The sequence below is a fragment of the Candidatus Odyssella thessalonicensis L13 genome (assembly GCF_000190415.1).
Classification (GTDB): domain Bacteria; phylum Pseudomonadota; class Alphaproteobacteria; order Paracaedibacterales; family Paracaedibacteraceae; genus Paracaedibacter; species Paracaedibacter thessalonicensis.
In genome coordinates this window covers 53,309-76,305 of record NZ_AEWF01000010.1, presented here as the reverse complement: position 1 = coordinate 76,305, position 22,997 = coordinate 53,309, and the positions used below count along the sequence as shown (strand labels likewise).

Here is a 22,997-nt window from a genome sequence, read left to right as displayed (position 1 = left end):
AAGCCAGCTGTGATCTTATGGCATGGCTCTTCAGCAGGTCGGACTAGATCATTTCAAGAGCAATCACAATACTTTACCTACTGGAATATCATTGGGGTCATGTTCATGGGACTCTGGGTCATTAAATGGCATATAGATATAGCCATTTTTGCGATAAAACCCTAAACTCGTTGCCCTTGATTCGGCATGAATGCTTTTGATACCCAAATTCTTCAACCATTTTTCGGTTAAAGCCAAAAATTGACTTCCCATATTTTGACCCCGCTTATTCTCATCAACGGCTATAATCCTTATGGCTGCTCTAGCCTCAGGCCAAAATTGAATATGGGCATAACCAATAATCTCTGCTCCTTGGTATAAAGCTAAATGGGCATGTTCAGGATGATGAAAAGTCCATGTGTAGGGATCTTCAATGCTGTATGGACCAAAGAAATATGTATCACGGAAATGCTTCGCGGCAGTCCATTCCGTATTATCGCTGCATTTGAGAATACGCATCCGATTAAAATTAGCTTCTTTCAAAACGCTTCTAATAAAATCACCTTTGCGGAGTGTGTAATTTGCAAAACGAGGGTTCTCTCTCATAAAGGATGATTGATCTTTTAAAAGATCTTGCTTCAGGTGAGCATAGTCATCACGGACTTGGGGGTGGGATCTCAAATAATCTCTGAACATCAAATTCAAATCAATTTCAGGGTGGTTCCCTTCAAAAACATGCAAATTGACTTTGTGTTCCCCACGTTTTGTAAAGCCAAATTGAAAGGGGATATTCCACTCACCTTTATAGGTAAAACCTGCCTTTTCTAGAGACTCTATAGACGCATTTCCACTTTTCACCACAGCAATGATGTCAATTTTAGGCTTAGCGCTAAGACCAGGTACTGATGTTGACCCAATATGGTGAACCTCCAAACAATTATCACCCAAAGCTTGGCTGATAAGCGCAGCCTCTATTTCAAAAATATGAGGCCAATGGGAGTCATAAGGGACAACTTCTATGTTTTTAATCTTTTCTTGTAAATTTATTGGTTTCTCCAATAACGCTAAACGATAATCGCCAATCTTTGCAAAACCTATAGCTTGGTAAGCCTTTATTGCTGCTGGATTATCTGTAAACAATATGGCCTTTCTCGTTCCATTTCTTTTTTCTTGGGTTAACGTATACTTTAGCAATAACCTGGCAAAGCCTTTATTGCGATGCTCTGGTGGCGTCCAAACAGGCCCAACTTGCACCATGTCTGTAAGCCGCGCATTGAAGGCACTAAGAGATACAGGGGTCCCATCTGATAACAAAACCCAGCTATCATTCTTTTGAAGGCGCCTGTTCCAATGTTCTTCAACCTGCTTTTCAAGATCACCATCATTCGATGCGCCTAACGCCTCAATATCATAGCTTTTCATCCATTTTATCAATAAATCTTTCGAAACCTCTTTTGTGCTAACAATGTCGAGATTATTTGGGATATCCAGGTCATTCAATGTATCTAGATCAATTCCGTATAATCCTTCATTACGGTTAATACTGAAGTTTGCATGGGATAACCCTAGCTTTTCGATCACATACTCTGCTTGGACATTCGGCCCCAGAACGCCTGCTATAGGACGCTTTGTCTTGTTTCTCAGGTGTATAACAAGCTGCTCTAGGATTGTTTGGTCTGATGCATGCATCATAACATTGCCATTCCAATAGTGAACAATAACACCATCCAACTGTTCTAAAGAATCACTAAAATGTCCGAAATACTCACCTTGAAAATCGGCACCTTGGTATTCGACCCCAGCTGCCTTAAGGTTGCTACAAATAAACATGCATTCTGATTTATGAGGAGATAAATACGCCTCTAATTGTTGTGTATCTGGTGATTCAAGGAGTCTGATGGCCATGGCTATATCTCTTGTCTTTTAAACATTGCAAAATTCTGCGTAATTTAGGCTATTAAAATGGCTCTCTAGATTAAATGCAATCGCTGAAATCATCAGTTTTGGCAATTACTTTACCTCAAACCAATCCAATTCTGTTGCAGCCTATTTGAAAGGCTCATGGTTTGGGGACCTCGGATTATCCTTTAAATCACTTATAGAAAACAATTCGACAAAATTAAATTCCTTCAGAGGATCAAAATAATCCCTTTGCATAACTGTGTAGACTACGTAGGTAATCGAGCGAGGCAGTCTAGAAAAGTTCTATATGACCAGAGTATCTTCGTTATCTCTTATGCTTAAGGGCAGCTTTAAACTGAGAGATCCTCCTCAGTGACTCAGGCCATACTATTCCATTCTAATTGATGCCCAACTAATTCTTTCTAATCCTTAAAATATCGGCCAATACTAATTCTTTTCGAGCTGTCTCCCGTATTGGGGCACTTGCTTGGGAAGAATTAATAACAGCTCTATATATGTCACAAGCTTCAGCGTAATTTGGGCGAGGAATACCTTGTCCATAATGATACATTTGAGCAAGCTTCAATTGCGCACAAACTCTTATTAAATCAGGAGTATGAGATGAATTAATTACGTCTTTATAACTAGCATATGCATCCGTATAATTGGGTGCTCCAATCTTGTCCCCATGGTAATCCATTTCAGCTAAAAGAAACTGAGCCATTATTTTTTCTTCAGGTAAATCAAATGATGAATTAAGCATGATAGTACAGCCCTCTCTAGCAGATAGATAGTCTGGCATTTCAATACCCTCCCCATAATAATCCATCTTAGCTAATTTGAACTGGGCGTTTATCTTTTGTAAATTTCCACCAACAAAAGGTAAAGCTATCACACACCTGTATCCTTGACGGGCTGCAGCATAATCGGGCGCTTCAATACCCTGCCCATAATAATCCATTTCAGCTAATTTAAATTGAGCCATAATCTTGGCCTCGGGTAACGCACTCGAAGAATTGATAACCCAGATATAATGCTCTCGGTCTTTAGTATATAAATCTTCTACATCTCTGATCCTTGTTTGATGTTGATCCAGTTTAGCTAATAGCTCTCTGGCTTCTTTTACTACTTCCTCTGGTAAAGCGTTAGGAATCGCCAGAGCTGTCAAAGCCTTATCTCGGGCCGCAGTATAATCAGGACGGCAAAGACCATGCCCCTGATAATCCATTTCAGCCAGCGTTGTTAAAGCAAGCACTTTCTTTCCTGAATCAGCCCCAGGCGATCGCAATATCCTTAAGTATCCGAGCCGAGCAGCTCCCCAATCAGGAGCATTAATGCCTTCACCCCGGCGATCCATCTCTGCTAATTGCCAATATACTTCTGCTTCCGCTTCGGGTTCTAAATTTAGTTTTAAGGCACTTATAGCTGTATATTCCTCTCGTGCCGTAATATAGTCTGGATTAGGCAATCCTTCTCCGCGACGCATCATGGTTGCCCTCTCAATGCGTTCTCTGATTTCCTTTAACGTTATCACTGGAGATTTTGACATGGCTGACAATGCTTCTTTCTCGACTTCAGACGAGATAGGATTATGGGGATGACTTTCTTTTAGACGCTCAAACACCTCCCCAATATGCTTAGATAGGTAAGTCGCTCTAATTTTCCTTAAGTCATTAGAACTTAAGTGGCTGCCCCAATAATAAGTTAAGCCAAAATCTAGAGCCGGGCTAGCTGGAAAATAGAATTTCCATAATGTACCTAAGTGATAGCGAAATTCAGAACTATGTTCTTTATAATAAAGAAATGCTTTTTTTGACGTTAAGAGAGGGGGGGAATCGAGCGGATTCGCAGGGGTATAATCTCTTAAAATGGCTTTATACTGATAAGATTCTTGTAAAATAGAGGCAAGTTTATGGCAAACAAGCTCTAAACTACAAATATCTTGTAAATATAATTCTGCACTTATACGACACATCATCTCCGGGGGCATTTCAGAGAGATAATCGTTTGCTGATGATAAGGGTGAAAACATGCATAGCCCTAATAAAGGTAATGCTAAAATTCTTAAAATTTTTCTCACTATTAAATACCTCCTTATTATCCTACCTGTTTAATCATTGATAAATCATGTCCCGCTTGAAATTACCATGGCTACTAACTATAGCAAGAGAAATTGGGCATAAAAATTTGGCCATAATTTACAATTGTTCCAACAATGCGGGAGAAAAGGGGGAAGCAGAATAATCTGACTTTTGTTCTCTCAGCAGAGGGTAATTTATATTTTAAGTGCTTAGGCTATTCATTAAAGTGGCTTAAGCTCAAATTCTTTAATTGCAAAGTAAGAAAATAAATTTATCGAAGAGCTCTTAATGATAACAAAGTGTAGTTACCTTTTTAAATAAGTCTGCCTTCTTTAAGTTGAAGAAGAGAAGGGAGTACCACTCTCAGAGCCCACCTTGGCTTCACAAAGTAAGGAAATACAATACTAAGCCGTTTTTTAGGTACCTCACTTTTTATATCCTCTGTCCTGATCAAAAACCTAAGCATGTATTGAGTATAAAAGGGGGGAGGATTTTGTGGAAGACGCTTGACTATATTTTAAGATTGTTTTAAGTTCTGTTCGTGAACAAGGTTGATGCCTTTTAAATCTCTGGAGTTTTAAGCAACCATGGCTGCTTTTCAAGATACTCGTCAACACACTGAGCAGAAAGTAATGGTGCACCTTTTGAGTGAAATTGAGCGCAATCCCTCCTTTACTCAAAGAGGTTTGGCGAGCGAGCTTGGAATTGCGCTAGGATTAATGAATCAGTATTTAAAGCGTTGCGTTAATAAAGGGTGGGTACGTGTTTCTCAGATCTCGCCCCGCAGAATCACCTATTTTCTAACGCCAGATGGTTTTAGAGAGAAAAGTCATATGGTTAAAGACTATTTGGCGCGATCAATGGCATTTTTTAGAGATGCAAGGTCACAGTGTGAGGAAGCTTTCAAACTCTGCCATATTCAAGGATGGCACTATATTGGGCTTGTGGGAGAGGGTGACTTAGCCGATATTGCCAAGCTTGTAGCACTTGGAACAGGTATTCAGGTAGAAATTACTAATAACACCGCTGATCTAAAAAAATATGATGCAATTTTAATTACCGATGTTGCAAATCCTCAGAGAACTTATGAAATTATTAAGAACAAGGTTGACTATCATCAACTACTGACACTTAGGCTACTTCATATTTCAAAGGTGATACCATGAGGGAGCCAGAAGTTACCTGGTGTGTTGCTTATACGCAACCGTTCAAAGAGCGACTAGCTCAACAGCATCTCTTAGAGCAAGGTTATAAGGTATACCTGCCTCAATTTAAAAAAACGCGTCGTCATGCTCGTAAAGTTGAAGAAGTGTTAGCTCCTCTTTTTCCGCGCTATATTTTTATAGGAATAGATTTAAAATCTAGCCAATGGCGTAGTATAAATGGTACAAGAGGTATCTCTCATTTGCTCATGAGTGATAGTACGAATCCAGCCTCGGTGCCCCTTTGTGTGATAAAAGAATTAAGGGCACAAGAACTTAGCGAAGCGGTAGTGCCAGCCTCTAGCCTTATCTCTTTTATTAGAGGGGAAAGGATCCGCATTCTTGAGGGGATATTTAAGGATCACGTTGCCTTTTATGAAGCTTTGGATGATAAGAGTCGTGTTCAGCTGTTACTGAACTTCTTGGGAAGAGAAATGAAAGCATCTTTTCCCATCTACGCTGTTGAAGCAGCGTAATTATGAGTTTTTAAAGTATAAGAGCGCTTTAAAAGCGGAATGCAATCTTTCCTGTAATCTTGGTGAAATTTTCACCCGGACTGCGGTAGCTATGGTAGAAAAAAATGAGTAAAATCAAAATTTCAGTAATTGGATGCGGCTATTGGGGTAAAAACTTAGTTCGCAACTTTGCAGAACTGGGAGCTTTACAGGCAATATGTGATGCAACTCCCAAACTTGCAGAGAAAATGTCTCAGACATATCATGTCCCTTCCCAAAGTCTAGAGCAGATTTTAAAAAGTGACTGTGATGGGGTAGTTATTGCTGCACCCGCGGCGCAGCATTTTGACCTAACCTGGAAAGCTCTTCAGGCAGGGAAACATGTTTTTGTGGAAAAGCCTCTTTCTTTAAAGATTGAAGAAGCAAAAAAGCTCTGCCAACTAGCTATTCAGGTCGATCGCAAGGTTATGGTCGGGCATTTATTGCAGTATCATCCTGCCTTCCTAGAGTTGAGAAAATTGATTGCCAAGGGAACTCTCGGGCGTCTTCAGTACATTTACTCTAATCGCTTAAACTTGGGCAAATTTCGTAATGAAGAGAATATTCTTTGGAGTTTTGCACCTCATGATGTTTCCATGATTCTAGGTTTAGCAGGAGACCTTCCTGAAAAGGTTTATGCGACAGGAGCTTGCCATCTTAATCCTCGTATTCAAGACGTAACCACAACCCATATGTCTTTTAGGAATGGTATCCAAGCGCATATCTTTGTATCTTGGCTTCACCCTTATAAGGAACAGAAACTTGTGGTGGTAGGAGATCGGGGAATGGCTGTTTTTGATGATGGTCTACCATGGGGAGAAAAGCTAAAACTGTTTCCCCATCAAGTCATGTGGGTAGATGGTTTGCCTCAACCAGAAAAAGCGGATGTAGTGTATGTCCCCTTGGAAATCTCGGAACCTTTGAGAGTTGAATGTCAGCATTTTATAGATTCTATTACAAGCAATCTTAGACCCCGTACTGACGCTGAAGAAGGCCTTCGAGTTTTGCAAGTATTAGATGCTGCTCAGCAATCTCTCCACTCTCATACAAGCATCACCTTAAGTAGCGAAGTCCTTCCATATTTCGCTCATGAGACAGCGATCGTTGATAGTGGATGTACCATAGGTCAAGGCACAAAGATCTGGCATTTTTCTCACATTATTAAAGGCACACAAATTGGAGAAGATTGTGTTATCGGCCAAAACGTGATGATAGGTCCCGATGTTACTGTTGGTAACCGGTGTAAAATCCAGAATAATGTTAGCCTTTATAAAGGTGTGATCCTAGGAGACGGTGTTTTTTGTGGACCATCTTGCGTTTTTACTAATGTTCATAATCCCAGAGCTGAAGTGGAGCGGAAAGATGAATTCCGACCAACCTATGTTGAAAGTGGAGTGACAATTGGAGCTAATGCCACTATCGTATGTGGTAACAAACTGGGGGCCTATAGCTTAATTGGTGCAGGCGCTGTTATCACAAAGGACGTAAAGCCTCATGCAGTAATGGTAGGTAATCCTGCAAAGCAGATAGGTTGGGTCAGTCATGCAGGCGAAAAGTTAGGGGAAGATTTGATTTGCCCGCGCGAAGGGCGTCGCTATCAAATTATTGAGAGTAATTTAGTTGAGGTAGAAGCAGATGATAGAACCATTAAAACAACAGAAAAATTATAAAGAAAGTATACAGTTCATTGATCTGAAAAGCCAATTAGAACGAATTCGCCCGGAAATTGATGCTGCTATAAAACGGGTCTTAGATCATGGTGTTTTCATCATGGGGCCAGAAGTTTATGAGCTCGAAAAAGAACTTGCAAGCTTTTGTGGCGTAAAACATGCTATTTCTTGCGCAAATGGAACTGATGCGCTGGGCCTTGGGTTAATGGCTCAGAATGTAGGACCAGGCGATGCAATATTTCTTCCAAGCTTTACCTTCGCTGCTACTGCAGAGGTGGTGGCTTGGGTGGGAGCAACTCCTATCTTTATTGATTCCTTAGAGAACACTTATAATATGGATCCGCAGAGCTTAGAGCAAGGAATTCATAGAGCTAAAGAATTAGGGTTGAATCCAGTAGGAATTATTCCGGTTGACCTATTTGGTCAACCAGCAGATTATGATGTCATTCAATCTATTGCTGAAGAGCATAGACTGTGGATCATGGCTGATGGTGCGCAGAGCTTTGGGGCCTCCTATAGGGGGCGCAAAGTTGGCAATATTGGTCATATCTCTACTACTAGCTTCTTTCCTGCTAAGCCCTTAGGATGTTATGGTGATGGCGGAGCAATCTTTACCAATGACGACAATCTTGCTCAAATTATGAAATCTTTGCGCGTTCATGGCCAAGGTTCAGACAAATACGACAATATCAGAATTGGAATGAATGGACGCCTTGATACAATACAAGCCGCAATATTATTAGAAAAATTGAAGGTTTTTCCAGATGAATTGCTTGCCCGCCAGAGAACAGCTAATCATTACAATGAAGCATTAAAAGAAATAGTTCAAGTTCCATATGTTCTAGACGGCGCTACGTCTGCTTGGGCACAGTATACAATACGCCTTCCAAAGCATAAAGATCGTGCTAAACTCATGGCTGAGCTAAAAGAAGTGAATATTCCTACTATGGTTTACTATGTAAAGCCGCTTCATCAGCAGACTGCTTATAAACATTATCCTACCGCCACTGGGGGGGCTCTACCGGTATGTGAAGCTTTGGCTGAGAAGGTCATGAGTTTGCCAATGAGTGGATATGTTGATAAAAGAAGCCAGGAATATATTAATTCTCAAATCTCAGAGTTATTGAAATGAATATTTTGAAAAAGGTAATAAGGAAGTTTTTGCCAAAGCCCCCCTTTAATAAAGGATACTATTCTAAAAACCTAAATTACCTCGCTGATAGACTCTACTCTTTTAAAAAAAAGGAAGTTTTATATAAGGGTATAAGAAGAGGAAAATACGGTCTCTATGATATAGATACTACTGAATGGATGGGATGGAATGTATACATGTATGGTGCTTACGCAGATCATTTGCTCCAGCTTTTTGAATTATATATTCAAAAGGATAGCATTGTATTTGACATTGGTGCGAATCAAGGCTTAACCTCCATTCCTTTGTCTAGAATGGTTGGAAAAGATGGGCATGTCTATTCCTTCGAAATTAATGAGATAGCATTAAATAAATTGAGAAGAAATATTCTCCTTAACAATATTTCTAATATATCTGTTATTTCAAAGGCCATAAGTAATAAAACTTCTAAAGGTACTTTATACTCGCCCTTATTTGGTACCGGCTCACTAAGCGGAGTAGGTGCCAATAATCTCAGTGGTTTATCTTCGCTGGCAAAACCCAAAGAAGAATATATGGAAGGTGTTGAATTTGTTGAGCATCAGGTAGAAATTACCACTATAGATGAATTCGTAAAGCAACAAAAGATTAAGAGAATAGACTTCATAAAGATTGATATTGAAGGGTTTGATGGTAGAGCTATTCAGGGAGGAGTACGTTCTATCGAAACATTTAAGCCTATTATTTTATTTGAGTACGATCCTGTTTGGCTTTCAAGAGCAAGGATGACTTTAAAAGAGTGCCTTGATTTTATGGAAGGTTACATCTTCTATGAAGTTGTTAGTGATCTTTACGACGTATTGAGGCCACTTTCTGAAGAAATACTTAAAAATTCAGAATGGAGTGGAGATATATTATGTTTACCAAAAAACAGCAATAATTTGAAAAAGTCATAAAATGTGTGGAATCTCGGGTATCTATTTTTTTTCTAAAAAGTCTCCTAGCGTTGAAACTATAAAAAAGATCATTGATCCTATCTCGCATAGAGGTCCTGATGGAGAGGGAACTTTCGTTGAAGAGAGTTGCGGCCTTGGCCATAAAAGGTTAGCTATATTAGATCTATCTGATCTTGCTGCTCAGCCAATGGTATCTTTTCATGGAAGATATGTTATTGTATATAATGGTGAAATATATAATTATGCTGAATTAAGGGAAGAGCTTAAAAGTCGAGGCTATAGATTTAAAAGCCAATCAGATACAGAGGTACTTCTTAATTACTATGAAGAATTTGGTTCAGAAGGTATTAAAAATCTAAATGGCCACTTTGCTTTCGCTATTTACGATAAAAAAGAGAGGACATTAACGCTGGTAAGGGATAGATTTGGGGTTAAGCCTATATATTATTACCGCGATGAAGAAATGTTTGTTTTTTCTTCAGAGATTAAAGGTATTCTTCCTATAGTAAAAGCAGAAATAAATAAATCAGTTATCCCTGAATATTTTTCATTTCAGAACTTTTTCTCTACTGAGACACCGTTTAAAGGAATTGAAATTGTTTCTCCTGGTGAATACATTCAAGTCCATTCTGAAGGAGTTTCTAAGTATAGATATCATAATCTCCATTTCAATGGAGAAAATTCTGATATTCATATAGAAGATATTGATGCTGCTTTAGATAAAGCGGTTAAAAGACAGATTAATGCAGATGTGGATGTAAATATTTATCTCAGTGGGGGTATTGATTCGGGTCTCATTGGACTTTATGCATCAAAACATAGAATATTAAATAGTTTTACTATTGGCTTTGATTTAAGCCAAGCTTCAGGCATAGAATTAGGATTTGACGAGAGAGCTAACGCTGAAAAAGTCTCATCCCTTATAAATTCAGAGCAATATGAAATGGTTCTAAAATCTGGTGATATGGAGAGATGTCTTGATCACTTGATATATCACATAGAAGAACCAAGGATTGGACAGTGTTACCCTAATTATTATGCTGCCAAATTAGCCAGCAAATTTGGAAAAGTTGTTTTGTCGGGGGTGGGGGGAGATGAGCTTTTCGCAGGCTACCCATGGCGGTATTATCATGCAGATAGAGAGTTAACGGCTTCAGAGTATAAGAAAAGCTACTTTTCATATTGGCAACGCTTGTTAAATGATGAAGAGCTTAAAGGGTGCTTTCCTGAACCAGAAATGCAGTCCTATAGAATGCGTGCAAAGACAGTTTTTAGCGACCTTATTGATTCCTGTATTCATACCCCCTATGATCCTTCCAATAATGTAAATTATTCCCTTGAGTTTGAAACTAAAACATTCTTACATGGGCTTTTGTGTGTAGAAGATAAAATTAGTATGGCGTTTGGATTGGAAACAAGGGCACCGTTTTTAGATAATGAGATTTTATCCTTAGCAGAGAACATGCATATCTCTTTAAAGCTCCACCAAGATACAGGAACGGAGTTCAAAATTAACGAGAATGTGCCAGGCCTAAAGAAAAGCTTATTTTACCAACAAACTAAAAATGGTAAAATAGTTCTTAGGCACCTTATGGCTAAGAAGTTACCCCCTAATTTTCAGATTCCTGCAAAACAAGGGTTTTCCGCTCCTGATGCCTCGTGGTTTAAGGGCAAAAGCATTGAACTAATAAGAAGTGACTTGTTAACTCCCAATGCGAAAATTTGGGATTATCTAGATTATCGATATACAAAAAGTTTGATAGAGGAGCATTTCGCAGAGAAAAGGAATAGGAGGCTTCTTCTATGGTCCCTTTTATACTTTAACCGTTTTCTAGAAATTTTTAAGTTATGAAGAAGATTATTGTCTGTGGTCCCTTATGCAATAATGATGTTGCTCTATCCGAGCTTCTAATACGATACGGCCTTAATCCTATCATTCTGCGCTCTACAGCAAATAAAATTGATAGCTTTAATCATTTTGCAGGTTCCGTTAAAGGTTTATGTGAGGATAATATTATTTATGTTGATTCCTCGCTTGACTTTTTAAAAGAGGTAATGAACGCTGATCTAATAATAAGTATTTCTGGCGCAGCAATAAACTTCATCAGCCCTTGGTGGGATCTCTATTATAAATTACCTTGCAGGCCGAAAATTATTAATTTAACAACAGGCTCTGACATAACAGAACTTGCACGAGAGAAAAGCTTTAGAGGGTGGCGTTATAGAACGTTCATTAAGCAAACTGATCATAATTATATCAGTCCTTATCCAGAAGCTATCAAAACTTTACAGCAGTTAGGGATATCAAATTTTAGTATGATGCGGTGCCCTTATTATTTGTTAGGAGAGTACCACATTAAAAGTGTTAAGCCCACACATTCAGGGGCCTTAACATTTCTGCATGCATCAAACCTTGACTGGGGTGTAACAGATAATACCCCTCATCGCAACTCCACAAAAGGTAATAATAAATTTATAAATGCCTTTGCTAAAGCAGTTAGCCAAGGAATGAATATTAGATGCCGCATTTTAGATAGAGGTCCAGATAGACATATCGCGAAGAAACTAATCCACTCTTTAGGAGTTGATGAATATTTTGAATTTCTACCGCAACTTACTCAGGGCGAACTAAAATATTTAATAGAGACTTCAGATATTATAGTAGACCAATTTGACGTAGGTTTTGCTGGCGGCATAACTTATGAAGCCATGGCACAAGCTAAACCTGTCATGCTCTATATAGATAAAGATTGTTGGCCTTTAGTATACGACGAAGCACCGCCAATAATTAATTGCCAAACAGAGAACGAAATCTATCAAGCAATTCTGGAATGGACCGATCGTGAAAAGCTTCAGAATTTAGGAAACCGAGCTGAGAGGTGGGTACGCAGGTATCATGATGTCCATACAGCTGACTTTTCAGAGTTTATTTTAAGGATATGCTTAGCTGCTGATATAGAATGGCCACAGAAAGATTTAGCAAAGCAAGAATTAATATGATCCCTTTTACTCAAACACTATTCTGGGCTGAGCTTAACAGTTATTATCATGGATTGCTCCCTAAGACCGTAAAAAATTGTAATATTTCCTGCTTATTTGGTATAGATAACCACTGTGCTTCTTGGACCTCTTTTGGTGGTCCCATTCTTTATGAAGATACGACCCCAGAAGAATTTGAAAGTTTTCTTATCGAGCTCATTTCACAAGCCAAGACTGATAGAATTCATCAAGTTAATTTGAGATCCCTTTTTCCTCTACGTCCCTGGCAACCCGAGTTCGAGAAAAGGCTCCTAAAATTAGGATTTATCCAACAAGAATGGAAAACCTTTATAATAGATTTGAGAGAGTCCGAGGATGCTATCTTTAAGAATTTTGAGCATTCCGCACGCAAGGGCATAAAAAAAGCGATATCTTTAGGTGTAGAGGTCCAAAGATGTGAAAGTTTTGAGATTTACTTTTCACAGTTTTTGATACCCTATCTTAAAGCAACTAACAGGCAAATAAGAGAAAAAGAATTCTATAAAACTGTATGGGAGCTCGAAAGTAATAATTACTATAATTATTGGATCGCAAAAGATAACTCAGGAGAAATATTGGGATTCCTAGGTAGCTATCATTATAATGGAATCGCTACAGAAATTACATCTGCTTTAACTCCCTTAGCCTTTGCAAGGAGAATACCTGTGCAAGATATTTTACATTGGGAGATAATAAGGCACCACAAAAACTTAGGTGATTCATACTTTGACTTAGCAGGCTTCAACCCTAACCCTGTTTCAGAAAAGGAGAAGAATATTAAAAGATTTAAGGAGAAATGGGGAGGGAAAGTATATGACGTTTCTTCCTATATTATTGACATGCGGCCCTTTACGCAGAAGTTAATTTCAAAGATTATTCGGAGAATTCGTGGCTAGTTTTTGGAAAAATGCAGGAATTATGGCATTTGCTGAGCTGTTTTTAAAGATCAAGGCTCTTATTATGATGCCATTTATTACTAAATATCTAGGAACTGTAAACTATGGCATTTGGTCACAAGTGATGGTTATTGTTTCACTTTTATCTCCTCTGGTTTTCTGTGGAATGGACAACTCTTTAGCACGTTTCTTGCCAGGAAAGCCCATAGAACAACAAAGAAAAGATTTTACAGGGTGGTTTTTATATGGATTATTTAGCGGGATCGTGATTTTTAGTTGTGTCGGGATTTTGGAAAATCAACTCTCAGAGCTTTTTTTTGGGAATGATGGCATTTATCCCAACTTTGTCATCTTAGCAGGGTTAAACATTGTAACAACTTCTCTTTTAACAGGAATACGTAATTGGTTTCGCATTCAGAATAACGCTTGGTCTTTAATCACCATAACAATTACCCAGAACTTAGCTCAAATGGGCTGCTTAATTTGGATTCTTATTATGAAGTATGGAATTTATGAGCTGGTATTATGGAGCCTTGTTGTTGATAGTGCTTTAATTCTTAGCTACATTATTTATATGGCCAGATCTAAGATTTTTACCATACCTTCTTGGGAATGGTTTAAGCCTTATTTCCGTTTTGGCCTTCATTTTCTCCCTTCCGGCTATGCTGTATGGGTTCTGAATAGTGTCGACAGAGTATTTCTTGCTCAATATCACACTCTCTCGGATATAGGCATATATTCCATATGTTTTACAATTGGCTATACTCTTATACAAGTTATAGTCAATCCTATTTGGAGCCTATTTCCTACAAAAGCTGCAGAATTATATAATTTGAATAATATTCGGGAACTTGATACTTTATTCAACCAGTCAATTAAACTCATTTGTTGGCTTATATTTCCATCTATTTTAGGATTAGTTTTAGTGGGAGATCAATTATTGATGATCCTTTCTACAAACGAGTTTGCTTCAGGCTATCTGGTTATACCAATTATATTGCTTGGCTATTTACTTTTTATGCTTTCTTCCTATTTCGAACTTATTCTTAGTTTAAGAAATAAGCCCTTGCTAAGCACAATTTTTACAGTATTAGCCTGTGCTGCAAATATCGTACTAAATTTTGTATTTATACCAAAGTTCTCTTATATGGGAGCAGCAATTGCAACGACACTTTCTTTTGGGTTGCAACTTCTAATGAGCTCTATTTATGCTTTAAAAGAAAATTTAGTAACTCTCGATAAGAGGACTATATCAAAAATTATCATTGCTTCTATTATTATGTATTTGATGACATTTTTCGTGAAAACATATTTTATTCATAATACTGGTATATTATCATTATTTTTGTTAGTTGGCTTTGGCTGCATCATATACTTGTTTCTGACTCTTACTTTGAAGCTTTATAGGCCGCAAGATGTCTTGAATGCCATTAAGGGAGATGTTATCCGTGTATAAAGCACCAGAATTTGTAATAAGTATTATTCAAGATTATTGGGAGCATGGAAGAAAGATTCTAGAGATTGGCTGCGGTCCAGCATTCTTGAGAAAGGTCTTTGCTGAAGATTATATAGGGACAGATATTACTGATTCTGCTTATAATGACAATTTGCTTAGAGATGTAGATATTGTCTGTCCTGCAGACCAATTACTCATTGAAGACAATTCTATGGATATTGTAATAATAAAGTCAGCTTTCTATCTTTTTGATAATCCTGGGGCATGTCTTAAAGAGGCGAAGCGAGTATTAAAACAGGGAGGAAAACTGATAATATTTGATTACAACAGAAAAACTCAAAAAGAATTACAGCTTAAAGAGGGGCATGAAAGATATCCTTGCTGGACACAATGGGGATTAAAAAAACTTGTCCAGAATAATGGATTTAGCAACGTTGAAAATTTAATAGCGACCAATCGACAGCCTCTAGGATTTAGAAAAATTTACAGCCTTTTAAGACAGGAAATATTAGGTAATTGGGCAATTGTATGCGGAACAAAGCGATAAAATGACACATAAAACTTACCTCATTGATGGGCAGAAATATAGAGCTGAAGAGGTAAAAGAGCTGCTTTCTACCGACTTTATCAGCAAAAGAGAAGAGGTAGCCTTGTCAATGATGGAGAACCCGAAAGATGATAAGATTATCATTGAGTTAGGATGCCTCTATGGGAACTTCGCAAAGAGATTGAGAGATCAATTTCCAAATTCTACTATTATAGCTGGGGATTATCTTGAAGAACATTTAGACATTGCGCGTTTGGTTCATCCTAAACTTTCTGGTCTCTTCAAAAGATTAAATGCTTACCAATTAGAACTTGAAGATTCAAGTGTAGATATTGTTACCTTCCAAGAAGTCATAGAACATCTCGAGGGCGCCGCTAATGCTGTTAAAGAAATTAATCGTGTCCTAAAAATTGGAGGAGAGTTAATATTATCCACCCCTACGGCTTATTATTGGAGGGATATGTGGCAGGCTTTTAAATATGAGCTTGTTAGAAAGTACCGTAAAAAGAGTTTGCCCTTATCAGATTCAATTTATTTTCAAGAACATGAATGGAATAGACATATTTACTGCTGGACCCCTTCAACTTTGTATACCTTATTGAAGGTAAACGGTTTCGAATACGTGACCCATAAATATTGTGAGGAAGGAAAAGGCTTTCTCGAAAAGCTTTTCTTAAAGGCTTTTCCTTTTGTCTCTCCTACCATAATTATTAAAGTTAAAAAGATTTATGAAGCATCAGAGAAAATAGTATGATAAGAAAGCTTCTAGTGATCATTCCTGATCGTCTATCAATATTAATTAATAAGGGAGAAGTAGTTCCACGTTATTATAATCCAGGCAATCTTTTCGAAGAGGTCCATATTATGATGACCAATGATGATAAGCCTGATCCAAAGTTTGTACAACCTATGGTAGGGGATGCCAGATTATTCCTCTACAATCATCCCGAGCCGAGTGGCTTCTTTAAGAAGACTCTCGGATGGCAACCATTTTTAATGAGAGAATGGTTGGAAGATGCCTTAAGAAAGATAGAGAAGATTTATCCATCTGTTATGAGATGTTATGGCATGCATTTAAATTTACTTATTGCCGCTTATGTAAGAAATAGAAAGAAAATCCCTCTACTTGCCAGCATCCACACTCATCCGTATCTAGATGCGCATAAAGAGAAATTAAGCTTAAAAAATAATATTATAAAGAGATTTTCTATAAAATTAGCAAATAATTTGCATTACGCTGATCTAGTAATGCCTGTATACCAAGGTATTATCAGCTTCCTTCAAGAGCTCCAAGTTAACAACTACGAGATCTTATATAATACAGTAGCAGTTAGCAAAGCCAACATTAAGCTCTCTTTTGATTACGATGAACATTTTAAGCTTGTCTGTATTGGGCAACAAATTCCCAATAAAAACCCTGAACATTTGATTAAGGCTGTTGCTAAACTGGAAAATGTCTCACTTGATATAATAGGTGATGGTGTGCTTAATAGTTTCCTCAAAAAATTAGCGCATGAATTAAAAGTGGAGGATCGAATAAAATTTATATCTAGTATACCCCACGTTGATCTATGTCGCAATTTAAAGAATTATGATTGCTTTGCAGGTAATATTGATTGCATTGGTATTTCTAAAACAGTAATAGAGGCATTTCTAGTAAAACTTCCTGTATTACTTAATATAAACTCTCATGAGCAAGTGCCTGAATTAAACGACTCGCTTTGTTTGAGGGTACCTAATACCCCTGAAGGATACGCAAGGGGAATTGATGAACTTAGGGCAAACAAGAGTTTACGAATTAGTTTAGCACAAAGAGCATATGATTTTGCCTGGAAAGTATGGGCACCTGAAAAGACTGAAGCTCAACATATAGAAATATATAAGAGATACCTTCCTCAATGAAAGTTATTCATCTTATTTGCGCTGCGCGTCCTAATTTTATGAAGATTGCCCCCCTTTATCATGCTCTTAAGAATGAGAATTGGTGTATTCCTGAGATTATTCATACAGGACAGCATTACGATTATCAGATGTCACAAGCTTTCTTTGATGATCTGGGTCTACCCTCTTCCCATCATTATTTAGGCGTTGGAAGCGGCAGCCATGGGGAGCAAACCGCTCAAACTATGATTGCTTACGAAAAACTTTGTGTAGAAAGGAGCAGACCAGATTTGGTCGTAGTTGTGGGCGATGTAAATGCTACTTTAGCTTGCTCTATTGCAGCTAAGAAAATCCATTTAAAGGTTGCTCATCTTGAAGCGGGCTTAAGAAGCTTTGATCGCACTATGCCTGAAGAGATCAACCGTATAGTGACCGACTCTATCAGCGACTATTATTGGACTCCTTCGCAGGATGCTAATGAAAATCTCCTAACAGAGGGGGTAAGGGCTGAGAAAATAAAGTTAGTGGGAAACATTATGATCGATACTTATTGCATGATGCAAGAACGGATTGAATCTCGCCAAGCTTACCAACAACTTAATTTAAGCCCCAAAGATTATGCTGTATTGACATTACATCGTCCTAGCAACGTTGACTTTACTGAAAGATTAAGACTAATAATGGAAACAATTGGGCAAATAGACTCTTCATTTATTTTTCCCGTTCATCCTCGTACAAGAAAGATTCTTGAACAACTTCACCCCCTTCCTTCAAATATAAAAATGGTTGAACCTCTAGGGTATATTGATTTCTTAAGCCTTGTATCGCATGCCTCTTATGTTGTCTCTGATTCAGGAGGAATACAGGAAGAAACCACATATTTGAGAATTCCATGCTTTACTTTAAGAGAAACGACAGAGCGCCCTATTACAGTTACCATGGGATCGAATCAGCTTGTTTCTATCGAAAATCTCTTAGAAATGATTGTTCACCCTAAAATGGGGTCTATTCCACCCTTATGGGATGGTAAAACAGCTGAGAGAGTTAAAAATATTATTAAATCAATAATGTAGTTAGGTATGTTAGATTATTTCCTTTTAAAGACTCTTCATCGCATTCATCCCAATCTTATTTGGCGGGAATATGCAAGAAAAAGCAAAAAGATATTATATGAGTCACATTTTATTCTCTCTTTTGACTGTGATACTGAAGAAGATATTGAAGTAGCCCTGGGCGTCCACTCAAAACTTCAGGAGATGGGGATTACGCCTGTATACGCAGTTCCAGGTGAACTTCTGAGGAAAGGTGAGAAAGTTTATCAGAAAATTTATCAAACCGGCGCTGAATTTATCAATCATGGGGGCAGAGAGCATACCTATTTTGATACTGTACATAATCGGCATGCCAGCTGCTTTTTTTATGACCAACAGTCTTTTAATATATTAAAGGAAGATATTTTTCTGGGTCATCAAGCTCTCCAGGATGTATTAGGAATAACAGCAAAAGGGTGGCGTACACCCCATTTTGGAACTTTTCAAAAAACTCAGCATTTAGAATTTTTGTATCGCGTTCTTAAGGAGCTGGATTATCAATTCTCAACCTCCACTATTCCTATTAAAGGTTATCAATATGGATCTGCTTATAAGAGCAACCATATTACAGAAATCCCAGTTACAGGGATGTTTGGGGAGCCTTTCAATATTATGGATACCTGGGCTTATTTTGCTGCACCCGATCGTGTTAAAACTCCAGGAGAATATAAGGAGGCATCGCACAAACTTGCTGCATTTGCCTCTGACCATCCTATTCTAATCAATATTTATGGAGATCCTAGCCATATCCATGATCAGCCTGATTTTTTCCAAGCCATGCAAGCTATAGCAAAAATTGCTAAAAATGTTAACTATACACAATTCTTAGAGATGACTGATGAAAACTTACGCCATATTCGATGACTCCTTCTTTAAGCAGAAGCCTTGGTGGATGCCCTACAAGCTATACAATGTTGTCTGTCTTAGATCGAATCCTCGCTCGAGAGAATATATGCTAAATATCCTTCAGGAGAAGGTTCCCGACGCTCAAATAATTGATACCACTATGTCAACTGAGAACGGGCAACTGGTACTACTTTATCCCGATGCAATTGGCTTAGGATGGAGCCCCTTAGAGCGCGCACTGCGAAGAAGGTTTAATAATGTTAAAGTATTAAACGGCCGAAAAAGATTTTTTCAGTTAGATGGAAAAGAACTTATTCAGCTCCGTGTAAGAAGATTCTTGGAGATAACTTTCCTGCCAGAGATAATTTTTGCTCCTTTCCTGCTAATTTATGGCACTGTTCTAACGATTAAAGATAAAATAAGAGGGCGTTTATAATGGCTGATCATTCAAAAAAAGACATACAGGAGTGGTGGGCGCAGAACCCCATGACTTATGGAGAGACCCACGGTCAAGCAAGCTATAAAGATGGCACATTTGAAATAGGAACGCGTGAATTCTTTGACCGCATTGACAAGGAGTTCTATAGTTGGAACCAACCTCTTCATGATAAAAAACCTTTCGATCGGCTCTTTCCCTATGATCACTATAGAGAGAAAAAAGTTTTAGAAATCGGGTGTGGTCTGGGCACAATGTTAATGAACTGGGCGAGAAATGGGGCTGAGTGTACTGGGGTTGACCTAAATCCCACCTCAATTGAGCAATCGAAAAAGCGCTTTGAGCTCCATGGCTTAACAGCAGATATAAGATTAGAAGATGCTAATTACCTACCTTTTGACGATAATCAATTCGATTATGTTTGGTCTTGGGGAGTTTTACATCATTCCCCTAATCTAGAGCTGTCTATTAAGGAACTTTTCCGCGTCTTAAAGCCAGGAGGCGGTTTCGGAATTATGCTTTATAGTCGCGAGAGCCTCTATCAATGGTATATGACGGATTATACGGAAGGTTTTCTACATCGAGAGGCAAAATTCTTATCTCCTTTAGAGTTAAATAGCCGTTATGGAGATGGACATAGAGAAGAAGGAAACCCTCATACATGGCCAGTAACCCAGAAAGAAGGGCTTAATTTACTATATCCATTTAGCCAAGATGCGAGCGTTAAAGTTTTAGGAACAGATTTGGATTGTGTTTTAAGACTCATGCTTCCAGGTATAAGTTCTTATATACCTAAACCTATTATTAAATCTCTGGCTCGCCGCTGGGGATGGAGCTTATGGTTCAATGGGACAAAGGATGTCTAAATAATGTGTGGCATAGCAGGTATTATTGGGAACTTTGATCAACTTTCAGGTGAAGCCTTGATCAAGAAAATGCTTCGTGTTATTGAGCATCGAGGCCCCGATTCTAATGGGTTTTGGGTACGTGATGGATTCGCCTTCGGTATGCAACGCCTAAGTATAATTGATCTCACCGGAGGCGACCAACCGATATGGGATAAATCAGGGGTCGGTATCGTATTCAATGGTGAGATTTATAACTTTAGACATTTGAGAGCTTCATTAGAACAAGAGGGTATAGTATTTCATACCCATTCAGATACGGAGGTCATTCTCCGCCTTTATTTGAGGAAAGGGATAGAGGCTATCCAAGAATTAGAAGGGATGTTTGCTATCTGTCTCTATGACCCCCGTATTGAAAAAGTTTATCTAGTCCGCGATCGCTTAGGCGTTAAACCTCTTTACTATTACCACCACACAGATAACTTTGTTTTCGGAAGTGAGATTAAGTCTATCCATGAGGCCCTAGCTCAGATACCGGAGATTGATGATCAATCTATTTGGCATTATTTAACATTACGTTATGTTCCAGCGCCCGAAACCATCTGGCGCAACATCAATAAGTTAGAACCTGGACATTATCTTGTATATGATTTAAAGGATAAGAATTTTATAATTCAAAAATATTGGTCTGTGGATTTTTGTTCAGAAAGACTCCAGCGGACCAGAAATTATGAGGCAGAATTTGAAAACCTGTTCTTGGAAGCTGTAGAAAAGCGATTATTGGCCTCGGATGTACCTGTTGGAATTCTCCTCAGTGGAGGGCTTGATTCAAGCTGTGTGGCTGCTGCGGCTGTTGAACTTGGCCATAAAAATTTCCATACTTTCTCAATTGGTTTTGAGGATGGTGGAGAATTTAGTGAGCTCAATTATGCTAAGAAGGTAGCAGAACATATCGGTTCAACTCATCATGAAATTATTATTTCTCAAGAACAATTTGTCGACTTTATAGAAGAATTTGTGTGGTATTCGGATGAGCCTATTGCTGATCTGGCATCCATTCCTTTATATTATGTTTCCAAATTAGCGTCTGAGCATGTGAAAGTGGTGCTTTCTGGTGAGGGGGCAGATGAGATTCTAGCTGGATATAACTTAGATCAACTTGCGCAGAAGTTGCACTATTTGGAAGTCATGAGCTATCTGCCTAGCTCAGTTCTGAAGTTTCTTCCTTTCGAAAGTATGAAAACTTTAGCTGTCTCTGGTTACCAAAATTTCTTAAAGTCTCAAGCAACTCATATTACTGATATATTCTCTGAGGAAGAAAAAAAAGAGCTTTGCACTCATACGGCTAGAAAATCCACTAAAGCTTATCTGCGAGAGCTATATAATAGTAATGTTTCACCAGAACCCATTGATCAGCTCCAATCTGCGTATTGCCATGGGTGGCTTGTGGAAGACCTTTTAATGAAAGCAGATAAAATGAGTATGGCAACCTCCCTAGAGTTACGGGTACCTTTTCTTGATCATAAATTAGTAGAATGGGCTGCCAGGTTACCACTAGAATGGAAAGTAGGGTCATTTTACAAAGGTTTTACTACAAAGCGCATATTGCGATCTTTTGCAGAAAAGAGAATTCCTCAAGAAATTATTAAGCGTCCTAAACAAGGATTTCCGGTTCCCGCCTATAAATGGGTTAAGGAAGACCTTTTTGAGTTCGCAAAGGAAACCTTGGAAGGGTCTTCTCTCAAGCCATATATTAAAACAGAGGAGCTATTACGCCTCCTGCATAACCTTAAGAGAGGCCAAATAAACGCTGATCACAAAGTATGGAATCTGATTATTCTGGCTAAGTGGATGCAAAGATGGAAAAGATAAAGGTTTTATTTTTAACCTATTATTACCCACCTCAAAAATGTCCCCGTTCCATTCAGATTAGCCATCTAGTGCAGTATCTGCGGCATCATTTTTCTTTAAGGGTTATCACTTCATACCCCGAGAAGGCTGGTGATCAATCTTTATTGAAATTTACTCCCTTAGACAATGTGAACTATGCTCCTAAGTCCCTCTTGACTAATTTTATAGAGAAATCCAAGGGGGATAGAATAAAAAAAGCGGTATTACCCGACTTTCAATATCTTTGGCACCGTGATCTTTATAGTAAGACAAAAAGAATTATCGAAGAAGCCGCTGCAGATATTATTGTCACTTTTGGACAGCCAATGTCGACTCATATTGCAGGATTAAAGCTTAAAGAGAAATATCCTCACTTAAAATGGCTGGCACATTTTAGTGACCCCTGGATTGACAACCTATTTAATGATTATACCCGCTGGGTAGAGTTTGCTAACACTTGTTATCAAAATGCTGTTTTCAAGAATGCGGACAGGCTCATCTTTACTTCCCCAGAAACCATTGAGTTAGTAATGAGAAAATATGCTTCAGAAATACATTCGAAAGCCTTATATCTGCCCCATATATTTGATGAAAATTTATATCACTCTCAAAAAAAGGAAAAGAAAGAAGGATCTTTTTTAAAATCCGATATATTGGTAATTTTTATGGGGCTCGCCAACCAGACTGTTTATTAAA

General features: G+C 38.2%; 20 protein-coding genes. 18 read left to right on the top strand and 2 right to left on the bottom strand.

The features are described 5' to 3' along the window. Positions 1–63 precede the first annotated feature (63 nt). Both HMO_RS0112320 and HMO_RS0112310 read right to left on the bottom strand, forming a co-directional pair. The gene (locus HMO_RS0112320) at positions 64–1,884 is read right to left on the bottom strand and encodes a GNAT family N-acetyltransferase (RefSeq protein WP_010304065.1); all 1,821 of its coding nucleotides are present in this window, start codon (positions 1,882–1,884) and stop codon (positions 64–66) included. Between the two features lie 409 nt (positions 1,885–2,293). Beyond that, a complete protein-coding gene (locus tag HMO_RS0112310) occupies positions 2,294–3,961 on the bottom strand; it encodes an SEL1-like repeat protein (protein ID WP_010304064.1) in 1,668 nt (555 codons plus the stop codon). Positions 3,962–4,549: 588 nt separating this feature from the next. On the opposite strand from HMO_RS0112310, the gene HMO_RS0112300 reads away from it, so the two are divergent. The 18 genes from HMO_RS0112300 (at position 4,550) to HMO_RS0112210 (ending at position 22,996) form a co-directional block, all read left to right on the top strand. Beyond that, on the top strand, positions 4,550–5,128 hold the full coding sequence (locus tag HMO_RS0112300; RefSeq protein ID WP_010304063.1) for a winged helix-turn-helix transcriptional regulator: 579 nt from the start codon (positions 4,550–4,552) through the stop codon (positions 5,126–5,128). Continuing rightward, a complete protein-coding gene (gene nusG / locus HMO_RS0112295) occupies positions 5,125–5,640 on the top strand; it encodes a transcription termination/antitermination protein NusG (RefSeq protein WP_010304062.1) in 516 nt (171 codons plus the stop codon). Before HMO_RS0112300 ends, nusG begins: the two co-directional genes overlap by 4 nt. A 104-nt stretch (positions 5,641–5,744) precedes the next feature. After that, positions 5,745–7,328 carry a Gfo/Idh/MocA family oxidoreductase gene (locus tag HMO_RS0112285; RefSeq protein WP_010304061.1) on the top strand — a complete coding sequence of 528 codons (1,584 nt, stop codon included), beginning with the start codon at positions 5,745–5,747 and terminating at the stop codon, positions 7,326–7,328. Further along, entirely contained in the window at positions 7,294–8,460 is a 1,167-nt protein-coding gene (locus HMO_RS0112280; protein ID WP_010304060.1) for a DegT/DnrJ/EryC1/StrS family aminotransferase, read from the top strand. The genes HMO_RS0112285 and HMO_RS0112280 overlap by 35 nt, the downstream gene beginning before the upstream one ends. Next, on the top strand, positions 8,457–9,395 hold the full coding sequence (locus HMO_RS0112275; protein WP_010304059.1) for an FkbM family methyltransferase: 939 nt from the start codon (positions 8,457–8,459) through the stop codon (positions 9,393–9,395). Before HMO_RS0112280 ends, HMO_RS0112275 begins: the two co-directional genes overlap by 4 nt. Before the next feature lies 1 nt (position 9,396). Further along, the gene (asnB, locus tag HMO_RS0112270) at positions 9,397–11,247 is read left to right on the top strand and encodes an asparagine synthase (glutamine-hydrolyzing) (RefSeq protein ID WP_010304058.1); all 1,851 of its coding nucleotides are present in this window, start codon (positions 9,397–9,399) and stop codon (positions 11,245–11,247) included. Next, the gene (locus tag HMO_RS0112265; RefSeq protein ID WP_010304057.1) at positions 11,244–12,395 is read left to right on the top strand and encodes a glycosyltransferase; all 1,152 of its coding nucleotides are present in this window, start codon (positions 11,244–11,246) and stop codon (positions 12,393–12,395) included. Before asnB (HMO_RS0112270) ends, HMO_RS0112265 begins: the two co-directional genes overlap by 4 nt. Continuing rightward, the gene (locus tag HMO_RS0112260; protein ID WP_175282129.1) at positions 12,392–13,309 is read left to right on the top strand and encodes a GNAT family protein; all 918 of its coding nucleotides are present in this window, start codon (positions 12,392–12,394) and stop codon (positions 13,307–13,309) included. The genes HMO_RS0112265 and HMO_RS0112260 overlap by 4 nt, the downstream gene beginning before the upstream one ends. Next, on the top strand, positions 13,302–14,765 hold the full coding sequence (locus HMO_RS0112255; RefSeq protein WP_010304055.1) for a lipopolysaccharide biosynthesis protein: 1,464 nt from the start codon (positions 13,302–13,304) through the stop codon (positions 14,763–14,765). The genes HMO_RS0112260 and HMO_RS0112255 overlap by 8 nt, the downstream gene beginning before the upstream one ends. Beyond that, positions 14,758–15,312 (top strand): class I SAM-dependent methyltransferase, encoded by a 555-nt coding sequence (locus HMO_RS0112250; RefSeq protein ID WP_010304054.1) that lies wholly within the window; start codon positions 14,758–14,760, stop codon positions 15,310–15,312. The genes HMO_RS0112255 and HMO_RS0112250 overlap by 8 nt, the downstream gene beginning before the upstream one ends. Before the next feature lies 1 nt (position 15,313). Beyond that, positions 15,314–16,066, top strand: coding sequence for a class I SAM-dependent methyltransferase (locus HMO_RS0112245; RefSeq protein ID WP_010304053.1), 753 nt, complete (start codon positions 15,314–15,316; stop codon positions 16,064–16,066). Continuing rightward, on the top strand, positions 16,063–17,214 hold the full coding sequence (locus HMO_RS0112240; protein ID WP_010304052.1) for a glycosyltransferase: 1,152 nt from the start codon (positions 16,063–16,065) through the stop codon (positions 17,212–17,214). Before HMO_RS0112245 ends, HMO_RS0112240 begins: the two co-directional genes overlap by 4 nt. Continuing rightward, entirely contained in the window at positions 17,211–18,266 is a 1,056-nt protein-coding gene (gene wecB / locus HMO_RS0112235) for a non-hydrolyzing UDP-N-acetylglucosamine 2-epimerase (protein ID WP_010304051.1), read from the top strand. The genes HMO_RS0112240 and wecB overlap by 4 nt, the downstream gene beginning before the upstream one ends. A 6-nt stretch (positions 18,267–18,272) precedes the next feature. Next, positions 18,273–19,148 (top strand): polysaccharide deacetylase family protein, encoded by an 876-nt coding sequence (locus HMO_RS0112230; protein ID WP_010304050.1) that lies wholly within the window; start codon positions 18,273–18,275, stop codon positions 19,146–19,148. After that, complete coding sequence (locus HMO_RS0112225; RefSeq protein WP_010304049.1) at positions 19,123–19,566, top strand: hypothetical protein; 444 nt, start codon at positions 19,123–19,125, stop codon at positions 19,564–19,566. The genes HMO_RS0112230 and HMO_RS0112225 overlap by 26 nt, the downstream gene beginning before the upstream one ends. Continuing rightward, complete coding sequence (locus HMO_RS0112220; RefSeq protein ID WP_010304048.1) at positions 19,566–20,432, top strand: class I SAM-dependent methyltransferase; 867 nt, start codon at positions 19,566–19,568, stop codon at positions 20,430–20,432. Before HMO_RS0112225 ends, HMO_RS0112220 begins: the two co-directional genes overlap by 1 nt. Positions 20,433–20,435: 3 nt before the next feature. Beyond that, complete coding sequence (gene asnB, locus HMO_RS0112215; RefSeq protein ID WP_010304047.1) at positions 20,436–22,283, top strand: asparagine synthase (glutamine-hydrolyzing); 1,848 nt, start codon at positions 20,436–20,438, stop codon at positions 22,281–22,283. After that, complete coding sequence (locus tag HMO_RS0112210) at positions 22,271–22,996, top strand: glycosyltransferase family protein (RefSeq protein WP_010304046.1); 726 nt, start codon at positions 22,271–22,273, stop codon at positions 22,994–22,996. Before asnB (HMO_RS0112215) ends, HMO_RS0112210 begins: the two co-directional genes overlap by 13 nt. Position 22,997: the final 1 nt, after the last annotated feature.